This window comes from Mycobacterium sherrisii (assembly GCF_002102355.1).
Lineage (GTDB): Bacteria > Actinomycetota > Actinomycetes > Mycobacteriales > Mycobacteriaceae > Mycobacterium > Mycobacterium sherrisii.
The window spans coordinates 21,025-40,713 of sequence record NZ_LQPT01000016.1; the positions used below are offsets into that span (position 1 = coordinate 21,025).

Below are 19,689 nucleotides of genomic sequence, written 5' to 3' on the forward strand. Positions count from 1 at the left end.
CGTTAGTCAGCAGGAAGGACCTTCGCAATGACAGAGCTGGTTACGGGGAAAGCACTTCCGAATGTCGTGGTTACCGGCATTGCGATGACGACTGCGCTGGCAACGGATGCCGAGAGCACGTGGAAGTTGTTGCTGGACAAGCAAAGTGGAATCCGTCATCTGCATGACTCGTTCGTCGAACATTATGACTTGCCGGTGCGCATCGGCGGGCACTTGCTGGAGGATTTCGACCACGGACTGACTCGCGCCGAGCGGCACCGGATGGGTTGGCTGCAGAAGATCGCCACCGTGTTGAGTCGCCGCGTCTGGGAGAACGCGGGGTCCCCGGAGGTGGACCCCAACCGGCTGCTGGTCTCCGTCGGCACCGGCCTGGGTTCGGCCGAACAGATCGTGTTCAGCTACGACGATCTGCGCGCACGCGGCAAGAATGCCGTCTCGCCGCTGGCGGTGTCGAAGTACATGCCCGACGGGCCCGCCCTGGCGATCGGGCTGGAACGTCGCGCCCGGGCCGGCGTGATCACGCCGATATCGGCGTGCGCGTCCGGTTCGGAGGGCATTGCGCAGGCCTGGCGCAACATCGTTTTGGGCGAGGCCGACGTGGCCATCTGCGGCGGCGTGGAGGTGCGGATCGAGGCGGTGGCGATCGCGGCGTTCGCCCAGATGCGCATCGTGATGTCGACCAAGAACGACGACCCGGCCGGGGCCTGCCGCCCGTTCGACCGGGACCGGACCGGGTTTGTGTTCGGCGAGGCCGGCGCGCTGATGGTGATCGAGACCGAGGAACACGCCAAGGCCCGTGGCGCCAACATTCTGGCCCGCATCATGGGCGCGAGCATCACCTCGGACGGCTTCCACATGGTGGCGCCGGACCCCAACGGCGCACGCGCGGGGCATGCGATGACCCGGGCGATACAGCTGGCGGGCCTCACCCCTGGGGACATCGACCACATCAACGCCCACGCCACCGGCACCTCGGTGGGCGACCTGGCCGAGGCCAAGGCCATCAACAACGCGCTGGGCAGCAACAAGGCGGCGGTGTATGCCCCCAAGGCGGCGCTGGGCCACTCGGTGGGCGCGGTCGGCGCGGTGGAGTCGATCCTGACCGTGCTGGCCCTGCGGGACCAGGTGGTCCCGCCGACGCTGAACCTGGAAAACCTCGATCCGGAAATCGACCTGGATGTGGTGGCGGGCCAACCACGACCCGGCAACTATCGCTACGCGATCAACAACTCGTTCGGATTCGGCGGCCACAATGTCGCCGTGGCGTTCGGCCGGTACTGAGTCCCCTCACTCGTAACTTCCTTCCAAATACCACCTCCTTTGCCGGTAGCACAGCAGCAGCGCACGCTCGCTTTCCAGCAGCACCTGAGCCCGGGCGGTGCGACCGCCCCCGGGACCGGACTGTGGCCGGTCATCCCACCACCGCTCGTCGACCGGCCACGGTCCGGTCCACCAACGCAGCGGGTCGACCTGGCCGCGGACGACCAACCGAACGGGATCGGTGGAGAACATCCCCCGGGCGGTTACCCGCACCGGATTGCCTTGCGCGTCAAGCAATTCCACCGGATCGTCGAGCAGTACCGCCGGCGACGGGTCCGGCAACTGGCCGGGCCACGGCAGCCCCGGGTCGGCATCCGGCACCGGCTCGTCACCCAGCGGGGTCAGCGTGATGCGTTCGGCCGGGCCCCGACCGCCGGACAGCACCGGTACCCGCACCGCCTCCGGGCCGAGCAGGCCCTGCACTCGCACCAGCGCGCGGCGCGCCCGCAGCCGGTCCTCTTCGCCGAGACCACCCCATAGCGGCAGCTGCAGCGCCCCGGCGGAGACCACCTCCACCGCCCGCAACCGCAGCGAGGTCACCGGGGCGGTGGGGCCGGTGCGACCGGTCCGGTTGCTCAACCACCCATCGAGTTGCCAGCGCACCCGATCGGCGGTGGCGTCCTCGGTCAACGGCTCCGCGCATCGCCACACCCGGTTCAGCTCTTCACCGTGGGAGGTGACGGCGTAGATGGACAGCCGGGTGCATCCCACACCGGCGGACATCAACATCTGGTGCAATGCGCCGGCCAGCGAGCGACCGGCGAAGGCCGCCGCGTCGACCCGGTCGATCGGCGGATCGCAATCCAGCACCGCCTCGAGTTCGGGCGGCGGTTCCCGCCCCGACGGTCCCCGCCCGGGTTCACCGCGGGCGAGCCGGTGCGCGCTGACTCCGTCCGCGCCAAACCGGGACGCCACGTCGGTCGACGACAAGGCGGCGAACTGTCCCAGGGTACGAATCCCCAAGCGCCACAACAGATCCGTGAGCTCTTCTCGCCCCGGGCCGGACAGGCTCGGTTCGGTGGCCAGCTGCCGGATCGACAGCACCGACAGGAATTTTGCATCGCCGCCCGCCGGGACGATACGACCCGCACGGGCGGCCAAGACGGCGGTGGGCAGCTGATCGGCGATCCCGACCTGGCACTCGGCACCGGCTACCGAGCTCACAGACACCGCGTCGATCAGCCGCTCGGCCGCCTGCTCTTCGGATCCGAAATAGCGGGCCGCTCCGCGCACCGGCAGCACCAGGAGCCCGGGCCGCAGCACCTCGGCGCGGGGCACCAGATCGTCGACCGCGGCGATCACCCCCTCGAAAAAACGGGCGTCGCGGTCGGCATCGGCGGTGGCCACGTGCAGTTGCGGGCACCTCGCCGCCGCTTCCCGGCGCCGCAGTCCCCGTCGCACCCCGGCCGCCCGGGCCGCAGCGGAGTAGGCGATCACCCGGTTGGCCAGCGTGACCGCGATCGGATCGGTCACCGGCAGGCCCGCTGCTACCGCCGCCGCCACCGCGGGCCAATCCATGCACCAGACGGCCAGCACCCGGGAAGACATCCGACGTCACCCGGTTCGCGTCCGGCCGGTCACTCGTCTGCCCGCACATACCCCGCTGACCTGCAGCCGGACCCCGCTGATGCGTCCGAATCCGCAGCCGGGGGCGCCCCCGTTACCGGCCGTGATGTCGTAGCCGCAGACCCGGGCCTCCAACCGGGTCGGCGCGCCCTGCCAGTCGCCGTCGGTGACCAGCAAGGTGCAGCCCTTGGCGCGCGCCCGCGCCACCAGCGCCCGTGCCCGGGTCAGTGATACCCGGCGCCCGCCCAGGCCGAGCACCACCAGATCCAGGCCGTCGATGAGCACCGCGGCAACCTCCACCGGGTCGGTGCCGGGGTCCGGTATCACCGCGAGCCGGCTCAGATCCGCCCCCATCTCCGCCGCGGCCAGCAGCCCGATCTGCGGCTGGCCGACGATGGCCGCGTTTCCACCGGCCGCCGTGACCGCGGCAACCATGCTCAGCAGCAGCGACCGGGCCCCGGACAGCACCGCCACCGTCCCCCGGGGCAACGGCACGGGAAGCGCCTCGGCCAGCCAGGCCGGAACCGGCAGCTGGGATTCCGAGTCCGGCAACAGCTCATCGGAGCGGGCGCCGACCGCCCCAGACGAATTCCCGGACGAATTCCCGGACAACACCGCGATCTGCCGGCGCAACGAGTCGAGCTGTTGAGCACGATCCTGGCCGGAGGCGACAGCCGCCGTCATACAAGCCTCCTACCAGCGTTTACTCACACATTTTCGAATGTATGTTCGATTCATGCTGGAGTAAACACCCACCCTCCGACAACCGTCAAGAAACATGAGAGGCTGCTTTATGCGGTCGGTGCTGGTGGGGCTCCTGGTGCTTTTTTGTAGCGTTTGCCCGGCACCCAGCCATGCCGATCCCTGCCATCCCGCGGAGCTCTTCGTCGCCGACACCGCCGATCCCCTGTTCGAACTGCAGGCCGACGCGACGATCGTCCGCAGCGGCGTCGCAGTGACGGGGTCCACCGCGCTCGACGGCATCTGGTGGTCCGACGCTCGGCGGCAGCTCAGTTTCGAGCGGTCGCGCGAATTTCACCTGTGCAGCACCGACCCGTCCACCCTGCACCGCGCCGGCGAGGCACTGCGCCGTCAGTTCGACCAGGAATCCGTGTTGTCCTTCGACTACCTGCCCCGGCAGGCATCCACCGCAATCATCATCACCGCGCCCAACATCGACATCGCCCGCCTTGGCGACGCGCTGGCCGCCGACCCGACGGCCCGCACCCGGCTGCGCGGCGGATCGGTCACCGCGACCGATCACACGCTGATCCTGGTCGCCGACCGAGCTGATCGAGAGCTTGCCCAAAAGCTGGTCAGCGCGGCCGGCGGGAATTGGGATGATGTTCAAACCGACTATGGCACAAGCGAATTCGTGCAGTAGCCGAGAGCTATTCCCACTCGATGGTGCCCGGCGGCTTGCTGGTGATGTCCAGCACCACCCGGTTGACCTCGGCCACCTCGTTGGTAATCCGGGTCGAGATGCGTTCCAGCACCTCATACGGCACCCGCGTCCAGTCGGCGGTCATGGCGTCCTCGCTGGACACCGGCCGCAGCACGATCGGATGCCCGTAGGTGCGGTTGTCGCCCTGCACGCCCACCGAGCGCACCTCGCCCAGCAGCACCACCGGGCACTGCCAGATCATGTTGTCCAGGCCGGCCGCCGTCAGTTCCTCCCGCGCGATCGCGTCGGCGCGCCGCAACGTGTCCAGCCGCGCCGCGGTGACCTCGCCGACGATCCGAATGCCCAGTCCCGGACCCGGAAATGGTTGGCGGGCAACGATTTCCTCCGGCAGACCCAGCTCGCGCCCGACGGCGCGCACCTCATCCTTGAACAGCAGCCGCAGCGGCTCGACCAGCTTGAACTTCAGGTCGTCGGGCAGCCCGCCGACGTTATGGTGACTCTTGATGTTCGCGGTGCCGCTGCCGCCGCCGGACTCCACCACGTCCGGATACAGCGTGCCCTGCACCAGGAATTCGACTTGTTTATCAGAGGACCCGGTCTCGCTCAAGATGTCTCGCACCGCGCCCTCGAAGGCCCGGATGAACTGACGGCCGATGATCTTGCGCTTGCCCTCGGGGTTGGTCACCCCCGACAGCGCCTGCAGAAACGTCTCGGCCGCGTCGACGGTGACCAGGTTGGCGCCGGTCGCGGCCACGAAGTCGCGCTGGACCTGGGCGCGCTCCCCGGCGCGCAACAGCCCGTGGTCGACGAAGACACAGGTCAGCCGTTCGCCGATGGCGCGCTGCACCAGGGCGGCGGCGACCGCGGAATCCACTCCACCGGACAGCCCGCAGATCGCGTGGCCGTCACCGATCTGGGCGCGCACCTGCTCGACCAGCGCGTCGGCAATGTTGGCAGCGGTCCACTGGGCCCCCAGGCCCGCGAAGTCGTGCAGGAACCGGCTGAGCACCTGCTGGCCGTGCGGGCTGTGCATCACCTCCGGGTGGTACTGCACCCCGGCCAGGCGCCGGGCCCGGTTTTCGAAGCCGGCGACGGCCGCCCCCGAACTGCTGGCCACCACGTCGAATCCTTCGGGGGCCGCGGTGACGGCGTCCCCATGGCTCATCCACACCGGCTGCACCGCGGGCAAACCCGAATGTAGTTCGCCACCAAGGACTTTCAACTCGGTACGGCCGTATTCGCTGGTACCGGTGTGGGCGACGGTACCGCCGAGGGCCTGAGCCATCGCCTGAAATCCATAGCAGATGCCGAACACCGGCACGTCGAGGTCGAAAACCGCCGGATCCAGTTGCGGGGCACCCTCGGTGTACACGCTGGCCGGCCCACCGGAGAGCACCAGCGCCAACGGATCCCGGGCCTTGATCTCGTCGATGGTGGCGGTGTGCGGAATGACCTCGGAAAAAACCCGCGCTTCGCGCACGCGGCGGGCGATCAGCTGCGCATACTGCGCGCCGAAGTCGACCACCAGCACCGGTCGGGTCGCGGGTGCAACCTTGTCAAGGTCAGCAGGTTCAGCCACGCTCACCGAGTTTAGTGGCGGGATTCGAGCAGGATTGCAGAAGCACCCAACGAGTCGCATCGCATGCCTACAGTGCAAACGCTCGACGTACCACCTCGACGGTCGCCGGATCGCCCGCGACGGTGACGCGCCGCAGCGCCGCCTTCCGTTTGGCATCGCTGCGGCCCAGCCGGGCGGTCACCAAATCCGCGGCGGCGGCGGTGATCGTGACAGCGGGCTCGCCGTCGGCACCGGCCAGGCGCCCCTGGGTGACCAGGAAATCGAAACGCCGGCCGTCGATTTCGGCCCGGCACGTCGCCTCTAATCCCACGGCCTTGCCGGAGTCGAAGCCGAGCAGGATGCCGGCCAGGAATCCGTTGAGCGGCGTGGTGGGGCCGTCGTCAATAGGATCCAACCGGTCCAGGCCGAACCACGCGATGCTCTGGATGATCGGCAGCACCCGCTGCCAGCCGTGGTCGCTGAGCGTGTAGACGGTTCGCCCGATCGGGGCCGGCAGGTCGGTCCGGTCCACCAGGCCGGCGTCCTGCAATTCCTTGAGCCGCTCGGCCAGTAAATTCGTTGCGATGCCGGGCAGTTCGGCGCGCAAATCACCGTAGCGACGGGGCCCGCCGACCAGCTCGCGCAGGATCAGCAGCGTCCAGCGCTCCCCCAAGACGTCGAGCCCGCGCGCAATCGGGCAGTTCTGGTTGTAGTTGCGAGTCCGCACCGGCCGATCATACCGAGAAAGGACAAAGTTTTCTATCTTGTACTTGATTTATTTGTCTATCAACTTTAGTGTCTTGTCCATGCATAGAACCGTCGGGCTCGCCGTCATCTGCCTGGGCGTCTTCGTCATCAGCGTCGATGCCACCATCGTCAACGTGGCCCTGCCCACCCTGTCGCGCGAACTCGATGCCGACACCTCACAGCTGCAATGGATCGTCGACGCGTACACCCTGGTCATGTCGGGGCTGCTGCTGTCGGCCGGCAGCTTCAGCGACCGCTACGGCAGGCGAGGCTGGCTCAATGCCGGCCTCGCACTCTTCGCGATCACCTCTGGCCTTGCCGCGCAAGCGAATTCCGCCGACCAGTTGATTGCGGCGCGGGCTGCCATGGGGGTGGGTGCGGCGCTGATCTTCCCGACCACACTGGGCCTGATCACCAACATCTTCACCGATCCGGCCCCCCGGGCCAAGGCGATCGGTCTGTGGGCGGCCATGGTCGGGGTCGGCGTGGCCGTGGGACCGATCAGCGGCGGCTGGCTGCTGGAGCACTTCTGGTGGGGCGCGATCTTCACGGTGAACATTCCGGTCGCACTGCTGGCCATCGTCGCCGGCCTGCTGTTCGTGCCGACCTCCCGCGATCCCGCCGCACCCCGAATCGACGTTCCCGGGCTGCTGCTCTCCGCGGCCGGAGTCACCGCGCTGGACTACACCGTCATCGAGGCGCCCTCGTGGGGGTGGACCGGCACCCGGGCCACCGTCCGGTTCATCTCGGCCGCCGCGCTGCTCGCCGCTTTCGCGATAGTCGAGCGCCGCAGCTCGCACCCGATGCTGGATGTCACGGTGTTCGCTAACCGACGGTTCTCCGGCGGCAGCCTGGCGGTGACCGCCGGCTTTCTGACGCTGTTCGGCTTCATCTTCGTCATCACCCAGTACTTCCAATTCATCAAGGAATACCGCGCTTTCGACAGTGGCGTCCGCTTGTTGCCGGTGGCCGTCTCGATCGCGCTGGCCAGCGTCCTGGGCCCGCGGCTGGTAGCGCGGATCGGCACCACCGCCGTCGTGGCCGGGGGCTTGGCCGTGTTCGCCGCCGGACTGGCCTGGGCATCCACCGCCGACGCGGCGACGAGCTATGCCGAGATCGCCGCGCAGATGCTTCTGCTCGGCGGTGGTCTGGGCCTGACCTTCTCGCCGGCCACCGAGGCGATCATGGGATCGCTGCCCGCCGACAAGGCCGGTATCGGCTCCGCCGTCAACGACACCACCCGTGAGCTCGGCGGCACCCTGGGTGTCGCGATCGTGGGCAGCGTCTTCGCGTCGGTGTATTCCGCACGGCTCGCCGCCGCGCCCGAGCTGACCGCACTGCCGGCCGGCGTGCGCTCCGCGATGCGCAACTCAATGGCAGTGGCGCACGGAGTGATTCAACAGCTGCCCGCCGAACACGCCACGCGGGTGCGCCAGGTCGTCAACCATGCGTTCCTGGACGGCTTGCAGGTTGGTTCGCTGGTCTGTGCGGGCATCGCGCTGGGTGCGGCGATCATCGTGGCGCGGCTGTTGCGGGCACGCGAATTGGAAAGGGAGAACGCATGACTCAGTATTCGACGGGTCTTTCCCAGCCCAACATCGAACACGCGCTATTGGCCGCCGGAAGAGACCTCACCCGCCTGGTGCCCGCCGACTTGACCGTGCTCGAGGACTTCCACACCATGGGCCGCGTCGCCACCGCCCAATTGCCGGACCTCGCCGAAATCGCCCAAGACAGCGTGGTGCTCGACGCGGGCAGCGGGATCGGCGGCACCGCGCGGTATCTCGCCGACCGCTTCGGATGCAGGGTCACCGCCGTCGACCTCACCGACGAATACTGCCGAACACACCGCTGGCTCAATCGACTCGTCGGCCTGGACAACCGGATCACTGTCCACCACGGTGACGTCACGGCATTGCCCTTCGCCGAGGCGACCTTCGACGTCGCCGTCAGCCAGCACGTTCAGATGAACGTCGCCGACAAGGCACGCCTGTACTCCGAAGCCCACCGAGTACTGGTCACCGGCGGCCGACTCGCCCTGTGGGACATCGCCATTGGCGTGCCGGACGAACTCGACTACCCGCTACCTTGGGCGCAGACACCGGATCAGAGTCATCTGGTCAGCGCCGAGGAGCTGCGCGGCGTCCTCGAGTCGTCCGGTTTCGCCGTCGATGTCTGGAACGACCTGACCGACCAGGCGGGCGCGATCATGCAAGCCCTGCTGGCTCAGCCGGCCAACCCACTCGGCCTGCACACCTTCGTAGCCGACTTTGCGCGCAAGGCCGAAAATCTGACCGTCGCGTTGGGGGATGGACGACTGCGGGTCATTCAAGGCGTCGCCCGGGCGAGTTGAACATCACCGCCGTTTTCTGGCGGCAGGCCGACAAGCATGGTGGAGTGGTAGCGCCCGACTAGTTCCGACAGTGAGGATCCTCTGTGCTGGGTCTGCCAGAGACGGTGCACGCTTGCCTGTTCGACCTCGACGGCGTGCTCACCGACACCGCGAGCGTGCACACCAAGGCCTGGAAGGCCATGTTCGACGCCTACCTGTCCCAGCGAGCCCAGCGCACCGGGGAGACGTTCGTGCCCTTCGATGCCACCGCGGACTATCGGACCTACGTCGACGGCAAGAAACGCGAAGACGGGGTTCGGTCCTTCCTGCAGAGCCGGGGAATCGAACTGCCGGACGGCAATCCCGACGACTCGGGCGACCAGGAAACCGTTTTCGGCCTGGGCAACCGGAAGAACGACATGTTCCAGCAGGTCCTCGAAAAGGACGGCGTCGAGGTCTTCGACGGGTCGCGGCGCTACCTGGAGGCCGCCTCGGCCGCCGGTCTGGGCATCGCCGTGGTGTCGTCGAGCGCGAACACCCGTGAGGTGCTCGAGATCACCGGGCTCGACCACTTCATCCAGCAACGGGTGGACGGGGTGACGCTGCGCGAGGAACACATCAAGGGCAAACCGGCCCCGGACTCCTATCTGCGCGGCGCGCAGCTACTCGGCGTCGCCCCCGCGGCGGCCGCGGTGTTCGAGGATGCGCTGTCGGGGGTGGCGGCCGGTCGGGCCGGCAACTTCGGCTTCGTGGTGGGCGTCGACCGGGTGGGCCAGGCCGACGACCTGCGCCGCAACGGCGCCGACGTCGTGGTGACCGACCTCGCGGAACTGCTGGAAAACGGCAACGAGGCCACGGCGTGATCACCCAGGATGCCTTCCCGGTCGAACCGTGGGCGGTCCGCGAGACCCGGCTGGACCTGAACCTGATCGCCCAGTCCGAGTCGATCTTCGCGTTGTCCAACGGGCACATCGGGTTGCGCGGCAACCTCGACGAGGGCGAGCCGCACGGCCTGCCCGGCACCTACCTGAACTCTTTCTACGAAATCCGTCCGTTGCCGTATGCCGAGGCCGGCTACGGCTATCCGGAGGCCGGCCAGACCATCGTCGACGTCACCAACGGCAAGATCATCCGGCTGTTCGTCGAGGACGAACCCTTCGACGTGCGCTACGGCAAACTCATCTCGCACGAGCGATGCCTCGACCTGAAGACCGGGACGCTGGTCCGCAACGCGCACTGGGCGTCGCCCGCCGGCAAGGAAGTCAAGGTGACCTCGACCCGGCTGGTGTCGCTGGCGCACCGCAGCGTCGCCGCCATCGAGTACGTCGTGGAAGCGGTCGGCGAATTCGTCCGTGTCACCGTGCAATCCGAGCTCGTCACCAACGAGGACCAGCCGCGGACGTCGGCCGACCCGCGGGTCGCGGCCATCCTGGACAACCCCCTGGAGGCCGTCGACCACGAGGACACCGAGTGCGGGGCGCTACTCATGCACCGCACCCGGGCCAGCGCGCTGATGATGGCCGCCGGGATGGACCACGAGGTGGACGTGCCCGGCCGGGTCGAGATCAACACCGACGCCCGGGCCGACCTGGCGCGCACCACCGTGATCTGCGGACTGCGACCCGGCCAGAAGCTGCGCCTGGTCAAATACCTGGCCTACGGCTGGTCCAGCCAGCGCTCGCGGCCGGCGCTGCGCGACCAGGTCGCCGCCGCGCTGCACAGCGCCAGATACAGCGGCTGGAAGGGACTGTTGGAGGCGCAGCGCAAGTACCTCGACGACTTCTGGGACAACGCCGACGTCGAGGTCGAGGGCGACTCCGAATCCCAGCAAGCGGTGCGATTCGGACTGTTTCACCTGCTGCAGGCCAGCGCCCGGGCCGAGCGACGCGCCATCCCGAGCAAAGGACTCACCGGCACCGGTTACGACGGCCACGCCTTCTGGGACACCGAGGGTTTCGTGCTTCCGGTGCTCACCTACACGCTGCCGCACGCGGTCGCCGATTCGCTGCGCTGGCGGGCCTCGACGATGGAGCTCGCGCGGGAACGGGCCAGTGAACTCGGCCTCAAGGGGATCAGCTTCCCGTGGCGGACCATTCGCGGCCAGGAGTGCTCGGGCTACTGGCCGGCCGGCACCGCGGCCTTCCACGTCAATGCCGACATCGCGATGGCCTTCGAGCGCTACCGGGTCGTCACCGGCGACCAGACCCTGGAGGAGGAGTGCGGCCTGCAGGTGCTGATCGAGACGGCCCGGCTGTGGATGTCGCTCGGCCACCATGACCGCCACGGCGTCTGGCACATCGACGGCGTCACGGGGCCCGACGAGTACACGGCGATCGTGCGCGACAACGTGTTCACCAATCTGATGGCCGCGCACAATCTGGTGGTGGCCGCCGATGCGTGCAATCGCCACCCCGAGAAGGCCGAGGCGTTCGGCGTCACCAACGAGGAGACGTCCTCTTGGCGCGACGCGGCCGACGCGGTCCACATCCCCTACGACGAGGAACTGGGGGTGCACCAGCAGTGCGAGGGCTTCACCAAGTTCGCGGAGTGGGATTTCGAGAACCGGCACAACTATCCGCTGCTGCTGCACGAGCCGTACGTGCGGCTCTACCCGGCGCAGGTGATCAAGCAGGCCGACCTGGTGTTGGCGATGCAGTGGCAAAGCCACGCCTTCACGCCCGAGCAGAAGGCCCGCAACGTCGACTACTACGAGCGCCGCACGGTACGCGACTCGTCGCTGTCGGCGTGCTGTCAGGCCGTGATGTGCGCGGAGGTCGGCCATCTGGAGTTGGCACACGACTACGCCTACGAGGCCGCGCTGATCGACCTGCGCGATCTGCATTCCAACACCCGCGACGGCCTGCACATGGCGTCGCTGGCCGGTGCCTGGATGGCGATCGTCGCGGGATTCGGCGGGTTGCGCGACGACGAGGGCATCCTGGAAGTCGATCCCGCCCTGCCCGACGGCATCTCGCGGCTGCGGTTCCGGGTGCGCTGGCGCGACTTCCGGCTGATGGTCGACGCCAATCACAGCGACGTCACCTACACGCTGACCGACGGGTCCGGCGGTGAGCTGCGAATCCGGCACGCCGGTGAAGAGGTCCTGCTCAAGACCGACGCGCCGACGACGTTCACGGTCCGGCAGCGCAAGGCGCTGCTGCTGCCGCCGCCGCAGCCGCCCGGCTGCGCACCGACCCACCGGCACAAGCTCACCCAGCGCCCGTCGGACCGCTGACCGCGACCCTTGCCGCACTGTAGACACCCGACTACACTTCGGGGCATAGTCAGTTGACTACAGAACCTCGGGCATAGGACGACAGCCATGACATACCAGATCACCGTCACCAAACTCGGCAGCCGCATCGGCGCCAGAATCGACGGGGTCCGCCTCGGCGGCGACCTCGCGCCCGATGTCGTCGGGGAGATCCGCCAGGCCCTACTGACGCACAAGGTCATCTTCTTCCGCGATCAGCAGCACCTCGACGATCAGCAGCAGCTCGCCTTCGGCGCGCTGCTCGGCACCCCCGTCGGGCACCCGGCGGCGTCGGTGCTGGCCGCCAAGAACGCGCCCGTCATCACCCCGATTAACTCCGAGTACGGGACCGCCAACCGCTGGCACACCGACGTCACCTTCGCGGCGAACTATCCGGCGGCCTCGATCCTGCGCGCGGTCACCCTGCCCAGCTATGGCGGCTCGACGCTGTGGGCGTCGACCGCCGCTGCCTATCAAGATCTGCCCGAGCCGCTCAAGAGCCTCACCGAGAACCTGTGGGCGCTGCACAGCAACCGCTACGACTATGTGAGCATCGAGGCCGTCGACGCGATGAGCGATGCGCAGCGCGCGTTTCGCCAGGCGTTCGAGAAGCAAGACTTCCAGACCGAGCATCCGGTGGTGCGGGTGCATCCGGAGACCGGCGAACCGACGCTGCTGGCCGGCGATTTCGTGCGTGGCTTCGTCGGCCTGGACAGCTACGAATCGAGCGCCCTGCTGGAATTGCTACAGCGGCGAATCACCAAGCCGGAGAACACAATTCGTTGGAACTGGGCGTCGGGCGATGTCGCCATCTGGGACAACCGCGCCACCCAGCACCGGGCGATCGACGACTACGACGGGCAGCCGCGGCTGATGCACCGTGTCACCTTGATGGGCGACGTGCCGGTCAACGTGCACGGCGAACGCAGCCGGGTGGTCAGCGGCGCACCCCTCGAGGTGATCGCGAGCTAGCGTCCGCGATCGTCAACTGGCGTCGGCCGTCGAGTTGATGTGGTTGATCGGCAACCAGCGCAGCGCGCCCGGCGCCGCGGCGGGCACCACCGGGTGGTGCGGCGGGATCGGCTCGAGCCGGCGGTACTGGTCGCCCTGCAGCGGCCGCTGATCGACCTCGCCCTTGTTCGGCCACAGCGAGGCCGCCCGCTCGGCCTGCGCGGTGATGGACAACGACGGGTTGACGCCCAGGTTCGCCGAAATCGCGGCTCCATCCACGACCAGCAGCGACGGGTAGCCGTACACCCGGTGGTAGGGGTCGATCACCCCGCGCTCGGGGCTGTCGCCGATCACCGCGCCGCCCAGGAAATGCGCGGTCAGCGGGATGTTGAACAGCTCGCCCCAGGTGCCGCCGGCCACGCCGTCGATCTTGGCGGCGATGCGCCGGGTCACTTCGTTGCCGACCGGGATCCACGACGGGTTCGGCTGGCCGTGGCCCTGCTTGCTGGAGTACCAGCGGATGCCCAGCTTGCCGCGCTTGGTGAACGTGGTGATCGAGTTGTCCAGGTGCTGCATGACCAGCGCGATCATGGTCCGCTCGCTCCACTGCCGAGGATTGAGCAGCCGCAGCATCTTGCGCGGGTCCTCGCCGGCGGCGTCCAGCAACTGCCGCCAGCGCGGCACGTAGGTTTCATCGGGGCCCTCGGGCCCGGGGCCGTCGGTCATCAACGTCTGCAGCAGGCCCATGGCGTTGGAGCCCTTGCCGTAGCGCACCGGTTCGATGTGGGTGTCCGACGTGGGATGGATCGATGACGTGATCGCCACGCCGTGCGTCAGGTTCAAATCCGGCGAGACCTCCAGCCGTCCCGCACCGACGATCGACTCCGAGTTGGTGCGGGTGAGCACCCCCAGCCGCTGCGAAAGCCGCGGCAGCTTGCTCTTGTCGCGCATCTTGAACAACAAGTGCTGCGTGCCCCAGGTGCCGGCGGCCAGGATGAGATGCGACGCGGTGAAGGTTTGCCGCCGGCGGCGCACCCAGCTGCCGGTACGCACCGTGCGCACCTGCCACAGCCCGTCCGGACGCTGCTCGAACCCCTTGACCGTCGTCATCGGAATCACTTGCGCCCCAGCAGATTCCGCGAGCCCGAGATAGTTCTTCAGCAGGGTGTTCTTGGCGCCGTAACGGCAGCCGGTCATGCAGCAGCCGCATTCCAGACAGCCGGTGCGCTCCGGCCCGACGCCGCCGAAGTACGGGTCGGGCACCTTCTGGCCCGGCGTCTTGGTGCCGTCCGGACCGAAGAACACCCCGACCGGGGTGGGCACGAAGGTGTCGCCACACCCCATCTCGTCGGCGACTTCCTTGATGATGCGGTCGGCGTCGGTGAAGGTCGGATTGGTGACCACCCCCAACATTCGCTTGGCCTGCTCGTAGTGCGGCATCAGCTCCGAACGCCAGTCGGTGATGCCCGCCCACTGCGGGTCGACGAAGAACGGCTCCGGCGGCACATACAGGGTGTTGGCGTAGTTCAGCGATCCCCCGCCCACCCCGGCTCCGGCCAAGATCAGGACGTCGCGCAGGGGGTGGATGCGCTGGATGCCGTAGCAGCCCAGCCGGGGCGCCCACAAGAACTTGCGCAGATTCCACGACGTTTTCGCAAAGTCTTCGTCGGCAAACCGTCGGCCCGCCTCCAATACGCCGACGCGATAACCCTTTTCGGTCAACCGCAGCGCACTGACACTGCCCCCGAACCCCGAACCGATGATCAGGACGTCGAAATCTGGTTTCATCCCCACCAGTATGAACTTACCGGCCGGTAGCAAACCAGTGTTAAGTCCCGACGCTGAGACCGACCTTCTGAAATTCCTTCAGGTCGCAGTAGCCGGCCTTGGCCATCGACCGGCGCAACCCGCCGACCAGGTTCAGGCTGCCGAACGGATCGTCGGAGGGCCCATTGAGCACCTGCTGCAGCGGCGGCCGCTCACCGACGGCGATCTGCAGCAGCGCGCCGCGCGGCAACGATGGATGTGCCGCCGCGGCCGGCCAAAACCAGCCCTCCCCCTGCGCTTCGGCGGCCTCGGCCAGCGGCGTGCCCAGCACCACCGCGTCGGCGCCGCAGGCGATCGCCTTGGCCAACTCGCCGGAGGTGTGGATGTCCCCGTCGGCCAGCACGTGCACGTAGCGGCCGCCGGTCTCGTCGAGGTATTCGCGGCGGGCGGCCGCGGCGTCGGCGATCGCGGTGGCCATCGCCACGCTGATGCCCAGCACCTCGTCGCTGGTGGTGACGCCGCGGGTGGAGCCGTAGCCGACGATGACGCCGGCGGCGCCGGTGCGCATCAGGTGCAGCGCGGTGCGATGATCCAGCACCCCGCCGGCGACCACCGGCACGTCGAGCTCGGAGATGAACGTCTTGAGGTTCAGCGGCTCCCCGTTACTGGCGACGCGCTCGGCCGACACGATGGTGCCCTGGATGACCAGCAGGTCGATACCGGCCTGCAGCAACACCGGGGTGAGCGCCTGCGCGTTTTGCGGGCTGACACGTACCGCGGTGGTCACGCCGGCTTCCCGGATGCGGGCGACGGCGGCGCCCAGCAGGTCGGGGTTGAGTGGCGCGGCGTGCAGCTCCTGCAACAGCCGGATCGACGCCGACGGTTCGGGCTCTTTCTCGGCCGCCTCCACGAGCTGAGCGATCTTGGCCTGCACGTCGGCATGCCGACCGATCAGCCCCTCGCCGTTGAGCACACCCAACCCGCCGAGCCGACCCAACTCGATCGCGAACTCCGGCGAGACCAAGGCATCCGTCGGGTGTGCCACCACCGGGATCTCGAACCGGTAGGCGTCCAGCTGCCACGCGGTCGACACGTCCTGCGACGAGCGGGTGCGCCGCGACGGCACGATGCTGACTTCGCTGAGCTCATAGGTGCGACGGGCGACACGGCCCATCCCGATTTCGACCATTGCCAGTTCGCTGTTCACCGGGCGTAGTAGTTGGGTGCTTCGACGGTCATCGTCACGTCGTGCGGGTGGCTCTCCTTGAGTCCGGCGGGCGTGATCCGGACGAACTGCGCCTGCTGCAGCACCTCGATCGTCGGCGAGCCGGTGTAACCCATCGCGGCGCGCAGCCCGCCGGTGAGCTGGTGGATCACCGAGGACAGCGGGCCGCGGAACGGCACCCGGCCTTCGATCCCCTCGGGCACCAGCTTGTCCTCGGAAAGCGCGTCGTCGGCGAAGTAGCGGTCCTTGGAGTACGACTTGCCGCCGCTGCGACCCGCCATGGCACCCAACGACCCCATGCCGCGATAGCTTTTGAACTGCTTGCCGTTGACGAAGATCAGCTCACCCGGCGCCTCGGCGGTGCCGGCCAGCAGCGAGCCCAGCATGGCCGTCGACGCCCCGGCCGCCAGCGCCTTGGCGATGTCGCCGGAATACTGCAGGCCACCGTCGGCGATGACCGGCACGCCGGCCGGCCCGCACGCCGCGACGGCCTCCAGGATCGCGGTGATCTGGGGTGCGCCCACCCCGGCCACCACGCGCGTGGTGCAGATCGAACCCGGGCCCACCCCGACCTTCACGGCGTCGGCGCCCGCCTCGACGAGGGCCAGGGCGGCGGCGCGGGTCGCGACGTTGCCGCCGATCACCTCGACCTTCTCCCCGACCTCGGCCTTGAGTTTGCCGACCATGTCGAGCACGGTGCGGTTGTGCGCGTGCGCGGTGTCGACGATCAGCACGTCGACGCCGGCGTCGACGAGCATCATCGCGCGCACCCAGGCGTCGCCGCCGACACCGACGGCGGCGCCCACCAGCAGTCGGCCGTCGCTGTCCTTGGTGGCCAGCGGGTGCTGTTCGGTCTTGACGAAATCCTTGACGGTGATCAGCCCGGTGAGCCGGCCGTGGCCGTCGACGACGGGAAGCTTCTCGATCTTGTTGCGGCGCAACAGGCCCAGCGCCGCGTCGGCGGTGACGCCCTCGCGGGCGGTGATCAGCGGGGCCTTGGTCATGACCTCGGACACCGGCCGGGTCTGGTCGACCTCGAAGCGCATGTCGCGGTTGGTGATGATGCCGACCAGCGCGCCGGAGTCGTCGACCACCGGCAGGCCGGAGATCCGGAACCGGGCGCACAGCGCGTCGACCTGGGCCAGCGTGTTGTCCGGGCGGCAGGTGACGGGGTCGGTGACCATGCCGGCCTCGGATCGCTTCACCGTCTCGACCTGGCCGGCCTGCTCGGCGACGGGCAGGTTGCGGTGCAGCACGCCCATGCCGCCCGCCCGGGCCATCGCGATGGCCATCCGCGATTCGGTGACGGTGTCCATGGCCGAGCTGACCAGCGGCACCTTCAGCCGGATCTTCTTGGTTAGCTGGCTGGAGGTGTCGGCTGTGGCGGGAACCACGTCGGAAGCCGCCGGCAGCAACAGCACATCGTCGTAGGTCAGGCCGAGCATCGCGACCTTGTGCGGGTTGTCCCCGCCGGTCGGCACCCGGTCGTCCGCCAGACCGCCGACGCGCAGGTAGGGACTGGCGACCAGGTCGGAGCTGTCTTCCAGGTGAGACGTGCCACGGGACATCGGTGAAACCCTCCATACGCGCGCGGAGCGAGAATGCCATCCTATCCGTCCCGGACGGCAAGGAGTCGCACGTGCTGGCGCGCCGCCCGGCCAATCGGAACGCTGACCGTGCAGGTTTCCCTGCTGGCGTTACCACGGCCCGCCTGCGTAGGCTAGGGGCGTGCGTGACCACCTCCCGCCGGGTTTGCCACCCGACCCTTTCGCGGACGACCCGTGTGACCCGTCGGCGGCGCTGGATGCCGTCGAACCCGGCCAACCCCTGGATCAGCAAGAACGGATGGCGGTAGAGGCCGACCTCGCCGACCTCGCGGTCTATGAAGCTCTATTGGCGCACAAGGGAATTCGTGGACTTGTGGTCTGCTGTGACGAGTGTCAGCAGGACCACTATCACGACTGGGACATGCTGCGGGCGAACCTGCTGCAACTGCTGATCGACGGCACCGTCCGCCCCCACGAGCCCGCCTACGACCCGGAGCCTGACGCCTACGTCACCTGGGATTATTGCCGGGGATACGCCGACGCATCGCTGAACGAGGCGACGTCGGACGCCGACGGCTTTCACCGCCGCTGAGTGCCGCCCGTCAGGGCGTGACACTGGGTGGAATCGACCCCCGGTGGTGATGATGATGGCCGCCGGCCGGGGTGGGCGACGGCGCGGGTGCCGAAACGGTAGCGCTCGGACTGATTCCATCCGGCGACCCCGCGGCCGAGGGTGCCAGAGCCTGCGGGGCCTGCGACTGCGGCGCCGGGAGCGCGGCGGGGCTGGGCGGGGCGGCCGGCGGCAATGTCGCGTTCGGATCGCGCGCATCCACCCTCGCGTTGAGCAGATCGATCTCGTCCAGCAACTCTTTGCGGCCGGCGCTGTCGTTCATCGAGTTCACCGTGCTGCTGACCTCGGCCAGCTGGTCCTCGGCCTGCGTCCACTGCCCCTTGTCGATGAGTTGTTGCACCTTGGCCAGATCGGCCTTGGCGGACAACATGATCTGGCTTTGGCTTGCGGAGGGCTCGTCGAAGAACATTGCGTGCAGGCCGTAGAGCGTCCCGCCCGGGCGAGCCTCCACCACCATCGCGCCGAACCCGCTGAGGATCAGCAGTGTCGCCGCCACCGATCCGATGGTGGCGAGGCTGCGCCGGCTGCGCCGGCGCTCGAGCATGCCGGCGCGCAGCGCGCCGACGGCCTCTTCCGGGGAAACCAGCGCGCTGGCCGGCGGCCAGCGCAGGTCGTCGCGCCAATCGCCCAGCAGGGTGGCCAGTGCGTCCTCGTTGGGATCGTCGACGTCGACAGGCTGCCGTTCGGCGAGCGCGTCCAGGAGCAGATCGGTACGGCTCAGCTCGTCCAGCCCCGGTCGCTCGGTGAAACCGAATTCAGGCCCAGATTCAGGCATAGTCCCCCGCCGCAACCATCTCGGATTTGAGTCGTTGTAGGGCCCGATGCTGAGCCACCCGGACCGCGCCCGGTGTGGCGCCGACGGCGGCGGCGGTCTCCTCAGCGGACAGACCGACTACGACGCGGAGAATGAGAATCTCGCGCTGCTTGGCGGGCAGGATTTCGAGCAGTTCGTTCATGCGGCTGACCGAATCGGCGTCAATGGCCCGCTGCTCGGGACCCGCTTCGGGTGACCAACGTTCGGGAACGGATTCGGAGGGATAAGCGAGATCGCGGCCGGCGGCGCGGTGGGCGTCGGCCACCTTGTGTGCCGCAATGCCGTAGAGGAAGGCCAGAAAGGGGCGGCCGCGATCGCGGTAGCGCGGCAGTGCTGTCAACGTCGCCAAGCACACCTCCTGAGCCACATCGTCGGCCGACATGCCCCCCCGCTCGACCGTGCCGACTCGCGCTCGGCAATATCGCACCACAATCGGGCGGATGGTCTCCAGCACCTCGCGTAGGGCGTTTCCGTCTCCGGCTACGGCTTCGGCAACCACAGCGTCGAGACGTTCCGCTTGAATTGTCATCGACGGCGGTATCTCCAACGTTACAAAGCGGGCACATCGCGGGG

The 19,689-nt window shown here is 68.4% G+C and carries 17 protein-coding genes; 8 read left to right on the forward strand and 9 right to left on the reverse strand.

What is annotated here, in order from left to right; genetic code table 11:
* Positions 1-27 precede the first annotated feature (27 nt).
* A complete protein-coding gene (kasB, locus tag AWC25_RS00855) occupies positions 28-1,281 on the forward strand; it encodes a 3-oxoacyl-ACP synthase KasB (RefSeq protein ID WP_085166223.1) in 1,254 nt (417 codons plus the stop codon).
* Positions 1,282-1,287: 6 nt separating this feature from the next.
* Here the strand turns inward: kasB and AWC25_RS00860 are convergent, their stop codons facing one another.
* Together AWC25_RS00860 and AWC25_RS00865 are read right to left on the reverse strand one after the other, a co-directional pair.
* Positions 1,288-2,868: a DNA polymerase Y family protein gene (locus AWC25_RS00860; protein ID WP_198166593.1), complete on the reverse strand. Its 1,581-nt coding sequence runs from the start codon at positions 2,866-2,868 to the stop codon at positions 1,288-1,290.
* Positions 2,869-2,874: 6 nt separating this feature from the next.
* On the reverse strand, positions 2,875-3,570 hold the full coding sequence (locus tag AWC25_RS00865) for a hypothetical protein (RefSeq protein WP_069399087.1): 696 nt from the start codon (positions 3,568-3,570) through the stop codon (positions 2,875-2,877).
* 94 nt (positions 3,571-3,664) lie between these two features.
* Here AWC25_RS00865 and AWC25_RS00870 point away from each other — a divergent pair, with 94 nt between their 5' ends.
* On the forward strand, positions 3,665-4,270 hold the full coding sequence (locus AWC25_RS00870) for a hypothetical protein (RefSeq protein ID WP_069399088.1): 606 nt from the start codon (positions 3,665-3,667) through the stop codon (positions 4,268-4,270).
* A 7-nt stretch (positions 4,271-4,277) separates the two neighbouring features.
* Here the strand turns inward: AWC25_RS00870 and guaA are convergent, their stop codons facing one another.
* Both guaA and AWC25_RS00880 read right to left on the reverse strand, forming a co-directional pair.
* The gene (gene guaA, locus AWC25_RS00875) at positions 4,278-5,870 is read right to left on the reverse strand and encodes a glutamine-hydrolyzing GMP synthase (RefSeq protein WP_084229171.1); all 1,593 of its coding nucleotides are present in this window, start codon (positions 5,868-5,870) and stop codon (positions 4,278-4,280) included.
* Positions 5,871-5,937: 67 nt separating this feature from the next.
* The gene (locus AWC25_RS00880) at positions 5,938-6,576 is read right to left on the reverse strand and encodes a winged helix-turn-helix transcriptional regulator (RefSeq protein WP_085166224.1); all 639 of its coding nucleotides are present in this window, start codon (positions 6,574-6,576) and stop codon (positions 5,938-5,940) included.
* 79 nt (positions 6,577-6,655) lie between these two features.
* On the opposite strand from AWC25_RS00880, the gene AWC25_RS00885 reads away from it, so the two are divergent.
* The 5 genes from AWC25_RS00885 to AWC25_RS00905 all read left to right on the forward strand — a co-directional run bounded on the left by AWC25_RS00885 (position 6,656) and on the right by AWC25_RS00905 (position 13,153).
* The gene (locus AWC25_RS00885; RefSeq protein ID WP_069399091.1) at positions 6,656-8,161 is read left to right on the forward strand and encodes an MFS transporter; all 1,506 of its coding nucleotides are present in this window, start codon (positions 6,656-6,658) and stop codon (positions 8,159-8,161) included.
* Entirely contained in the window at positions 8,158-8,949 is a 792-nt protein-coding gene (locus tag AWC25_RS00890; protein WP_069399092.1) for a class I SAM-dependent methyltransferase, read from the forward strand. The genes AWC25_RS00885 and AWC25_RS00890 overlap by 4 nt, the downstream gene beginning before the upstream one ends.
* Positions 8,950-9,032: 83 nt before the next feature.
* On the forward strand, positions 9,033-9,791 hold the full coding sequence (locus AWC25_RS00895) for a beta-phosphoglucomutase family hydrolase (protein WP_069399093.1): 759 nt from the start codon (positions 9,033-9,035) through the stop codon (positions 9,789-9,791).
* Positions 9,788-12,163, forward strand: a complete 2,376-nt coding sequence (locus AWC25_RS00900; protein ID WP_069399094.1) for a glycoside hydrolase family 65 protein — start codon at positions 9,788-9,790, stop codon at positions 12,161-12,163. Before AWC25_RS00895 ends, AWC25_RS00900 begins: the two co-directional genes overlap by 4 nt.
* An 87-nt stretch (positions 12,164-12,250) precedes the next feature.
* Positions 12,251-13,153: a TauD/TfdA dioxygenase family protein gene (locus AWC25_RS00905; protein WP_069399095.1), complete on the forward strand. Its 903-nt coding sequence runs from the start codon at positions 12,251-12,253 to the stop codon at positions 13,151-13,153.
* A gap of 12 nt (positions 13,154-13,165) precedes the next feature.
* Here the strand turns inward: AWC25_RS00905 and AWC25_RS00910 are convergent, their stop codons facing one another.
* Genes AWC25_RS00910 through guaB form a run of 3 tightly spaced genes read right to left on the reverse strand, consistent with a single transcriptional unit; the run spans position 13,166 to position 17,692 of the window.
* Positions 13,166-14,920, reverse strand: coding sequence for a GMC oxidoreductase (locus AWC25_RS00910; protein WP_069399096.1), 1,755 nt, complete (start codon positions 14,918-14,920; stop codon positions 13,166-13,168).
* Between the two features lie 40 nt (positions 14,921-14,960).
* The gene (locus AWC25_RS00915; protein WP_069399190.1) at positions 14,961-16,088 is read right to left on the reverse strand and encodes a GuaB3 family IMP dehydrogenase-related protein; all 1,128 of its coding nucleotides are present in this window, start codon (positions 16,086-16,088) and stop codon (positions 14,961-14,963) included.
* A 14-nt stretch (positions 16,089-16,102) separates the two neighbouring features.
* Positions 16,103-17,692, reverse strand: a complete 1,590-nt coding sequence (guaB, locus tag AWC25_RS00920) for an IMP dehydrogenase (RefSeq protein ID WP_069399097.1) — start codon at positions 17,690-17,692, stop codon at positions 16,103-16,105.
* A gap of 160 nt (positions 17,693-17,852) precedes the next feature.
* Between guaB and AWC25_RS00925 the strand changes: the two genes are divergently transcribed.
* The gene (locus tag AWC25_RS00925) at positions 17,853-18,263 is read left to right on the forward strand and encodes a DUF5319 domain-containing protein (protein WP_044509930.1); all 411 of its coding nucleotides are present in this window, start codon (positions 17,853-17,855) and stop codon (positions 18,261-18,263) included.
* 10 nt (positions 18,264-18,273) lie between these two features.
* Here AWC25_RS00925 and AWC25_RS00930 read toward each other — a convergent pair whose 3' ends face one another.
* The gene (locus tag AWC25_RS00930; protein WP_085166225.1) at positions 18,274-19,077 is read right to left on the reverse strand and encodes an anti-sigma-D factor RsdA; all 804 of its coding nucleotides are present in this window, start codon (positions 19,075-19,077) and stop codon (positions 18,274-18,276) included.
* The gene (locus AWC25_RS00935; RefSeq protein WP_069399099.1) at positions 19,070-19,645 is read right to left on the reverse strand and encodes a sigma-70 family RNA polymerase sigma factor; all 576 of its coding nucleotides are present in this window, start codon (positions 19,643-19,645) and stop codon (positions 19,070-19,072) included. The genes AWC25_RS00930 and AWC25_RS00935 overlap by 8 nt, the downstream gene beginning before the upstream one ends.
* Positions 19,646-19,689 lie beyond the last annotated feature (44 nt).

What these genes read in the sequence shown, in the direction of transcription:
- AWC25_RS00905 (WP_069399095.1), top strand. Translation starts at nt 12,251, where the DNA reads ATGACATACCAGATCACCGTCACCAAACTCGGCAGCCGCATCGGCGCC.
- guaB (WP_069399097.1), bottom strand. Translation starts at nt 17,692, where the DNA reads ATGTCCCGTGGCACGTCTCACCTGGAAGACAGCTCCGACCTGGTCGCC.
- AWC25_RS00870 (WP_069399088.1), top strand. Translation starts at nt 3,665, where the DNA reads ATGAGAGGCTGCTTTATGCGGTCGGTGCTGGTGGGGCTCCTGGTGCTT.
- AWC25_RS00890 (WP_069399092.1), top strand. Translation starts at nt 8,158, where the DNA reads ATGACTCAGTATTCGACGGGTCTTTCCCAGCCCAACATCGAACACGCG.
- AWC25_RS00885 (WP_069399091.1), top strand. Translation starts at nt 6,656, where the DNA reads ATGCATAGAACCGTCGGGCTCGCCGTCATCTGCCTGGGCGTCTTCGTC.
- AWC25_RS00915 (WP_069399190.1), bottom strand. Translation starts at nt 16,088, where the DNA reads ATGGTCGAAATCGGGATGGGCCGTGTCGCCCGTCGCACCTATGAGCTC.
- AWC25_RS00865 (WP_069399087.1), bottom strand. Translation starts at nt 3,570, where the DNA reads ATGACGGCGGCTGTCGCCTCCGGCCAGGATCGTGCTCAACAGCTCGAC.
- AWC25_RS00930 (WP_085166225.1), bottom strand. Translation starts at nt 19,077, where the DNA reads ATGCCTGAATCTGGGCCTGAATTCGGTTTCACCGAGCGACCGGGGCTG.
- AWC25_RS00935 (WP_069399099.1), bottom strand. Translation starts at nt 19,645, where the DNA reads ATGACAATTCAAGCGGAACGTCTCGACGCTGTGGTTGCCGAAGCCGTA.
- AWC25_RS00910 (WP_069399096.1), bottom strand. Translation starts at nt 14,920, where the DNA reads ATGAAACCAGATTTCGACGTCCTGATCATCGGTTCGGGGTTCGGGGGC.
- AWC25_RS00860 (WP_198166593.1), bottom strand. Translation starts at nt 2,868, where the DNA reads ATGTCTTCCCGGGTGCTGGCCGTCTGGTGCATGGATTGGCCCGCGGTG.
- kasB (WP_085166223.1), top strand. Translation starts at nt 28, where the DNA reads ATGACAGAGCTGGTTACGGGGAAAGCACTTCCGAATGTCGTGGTTACC.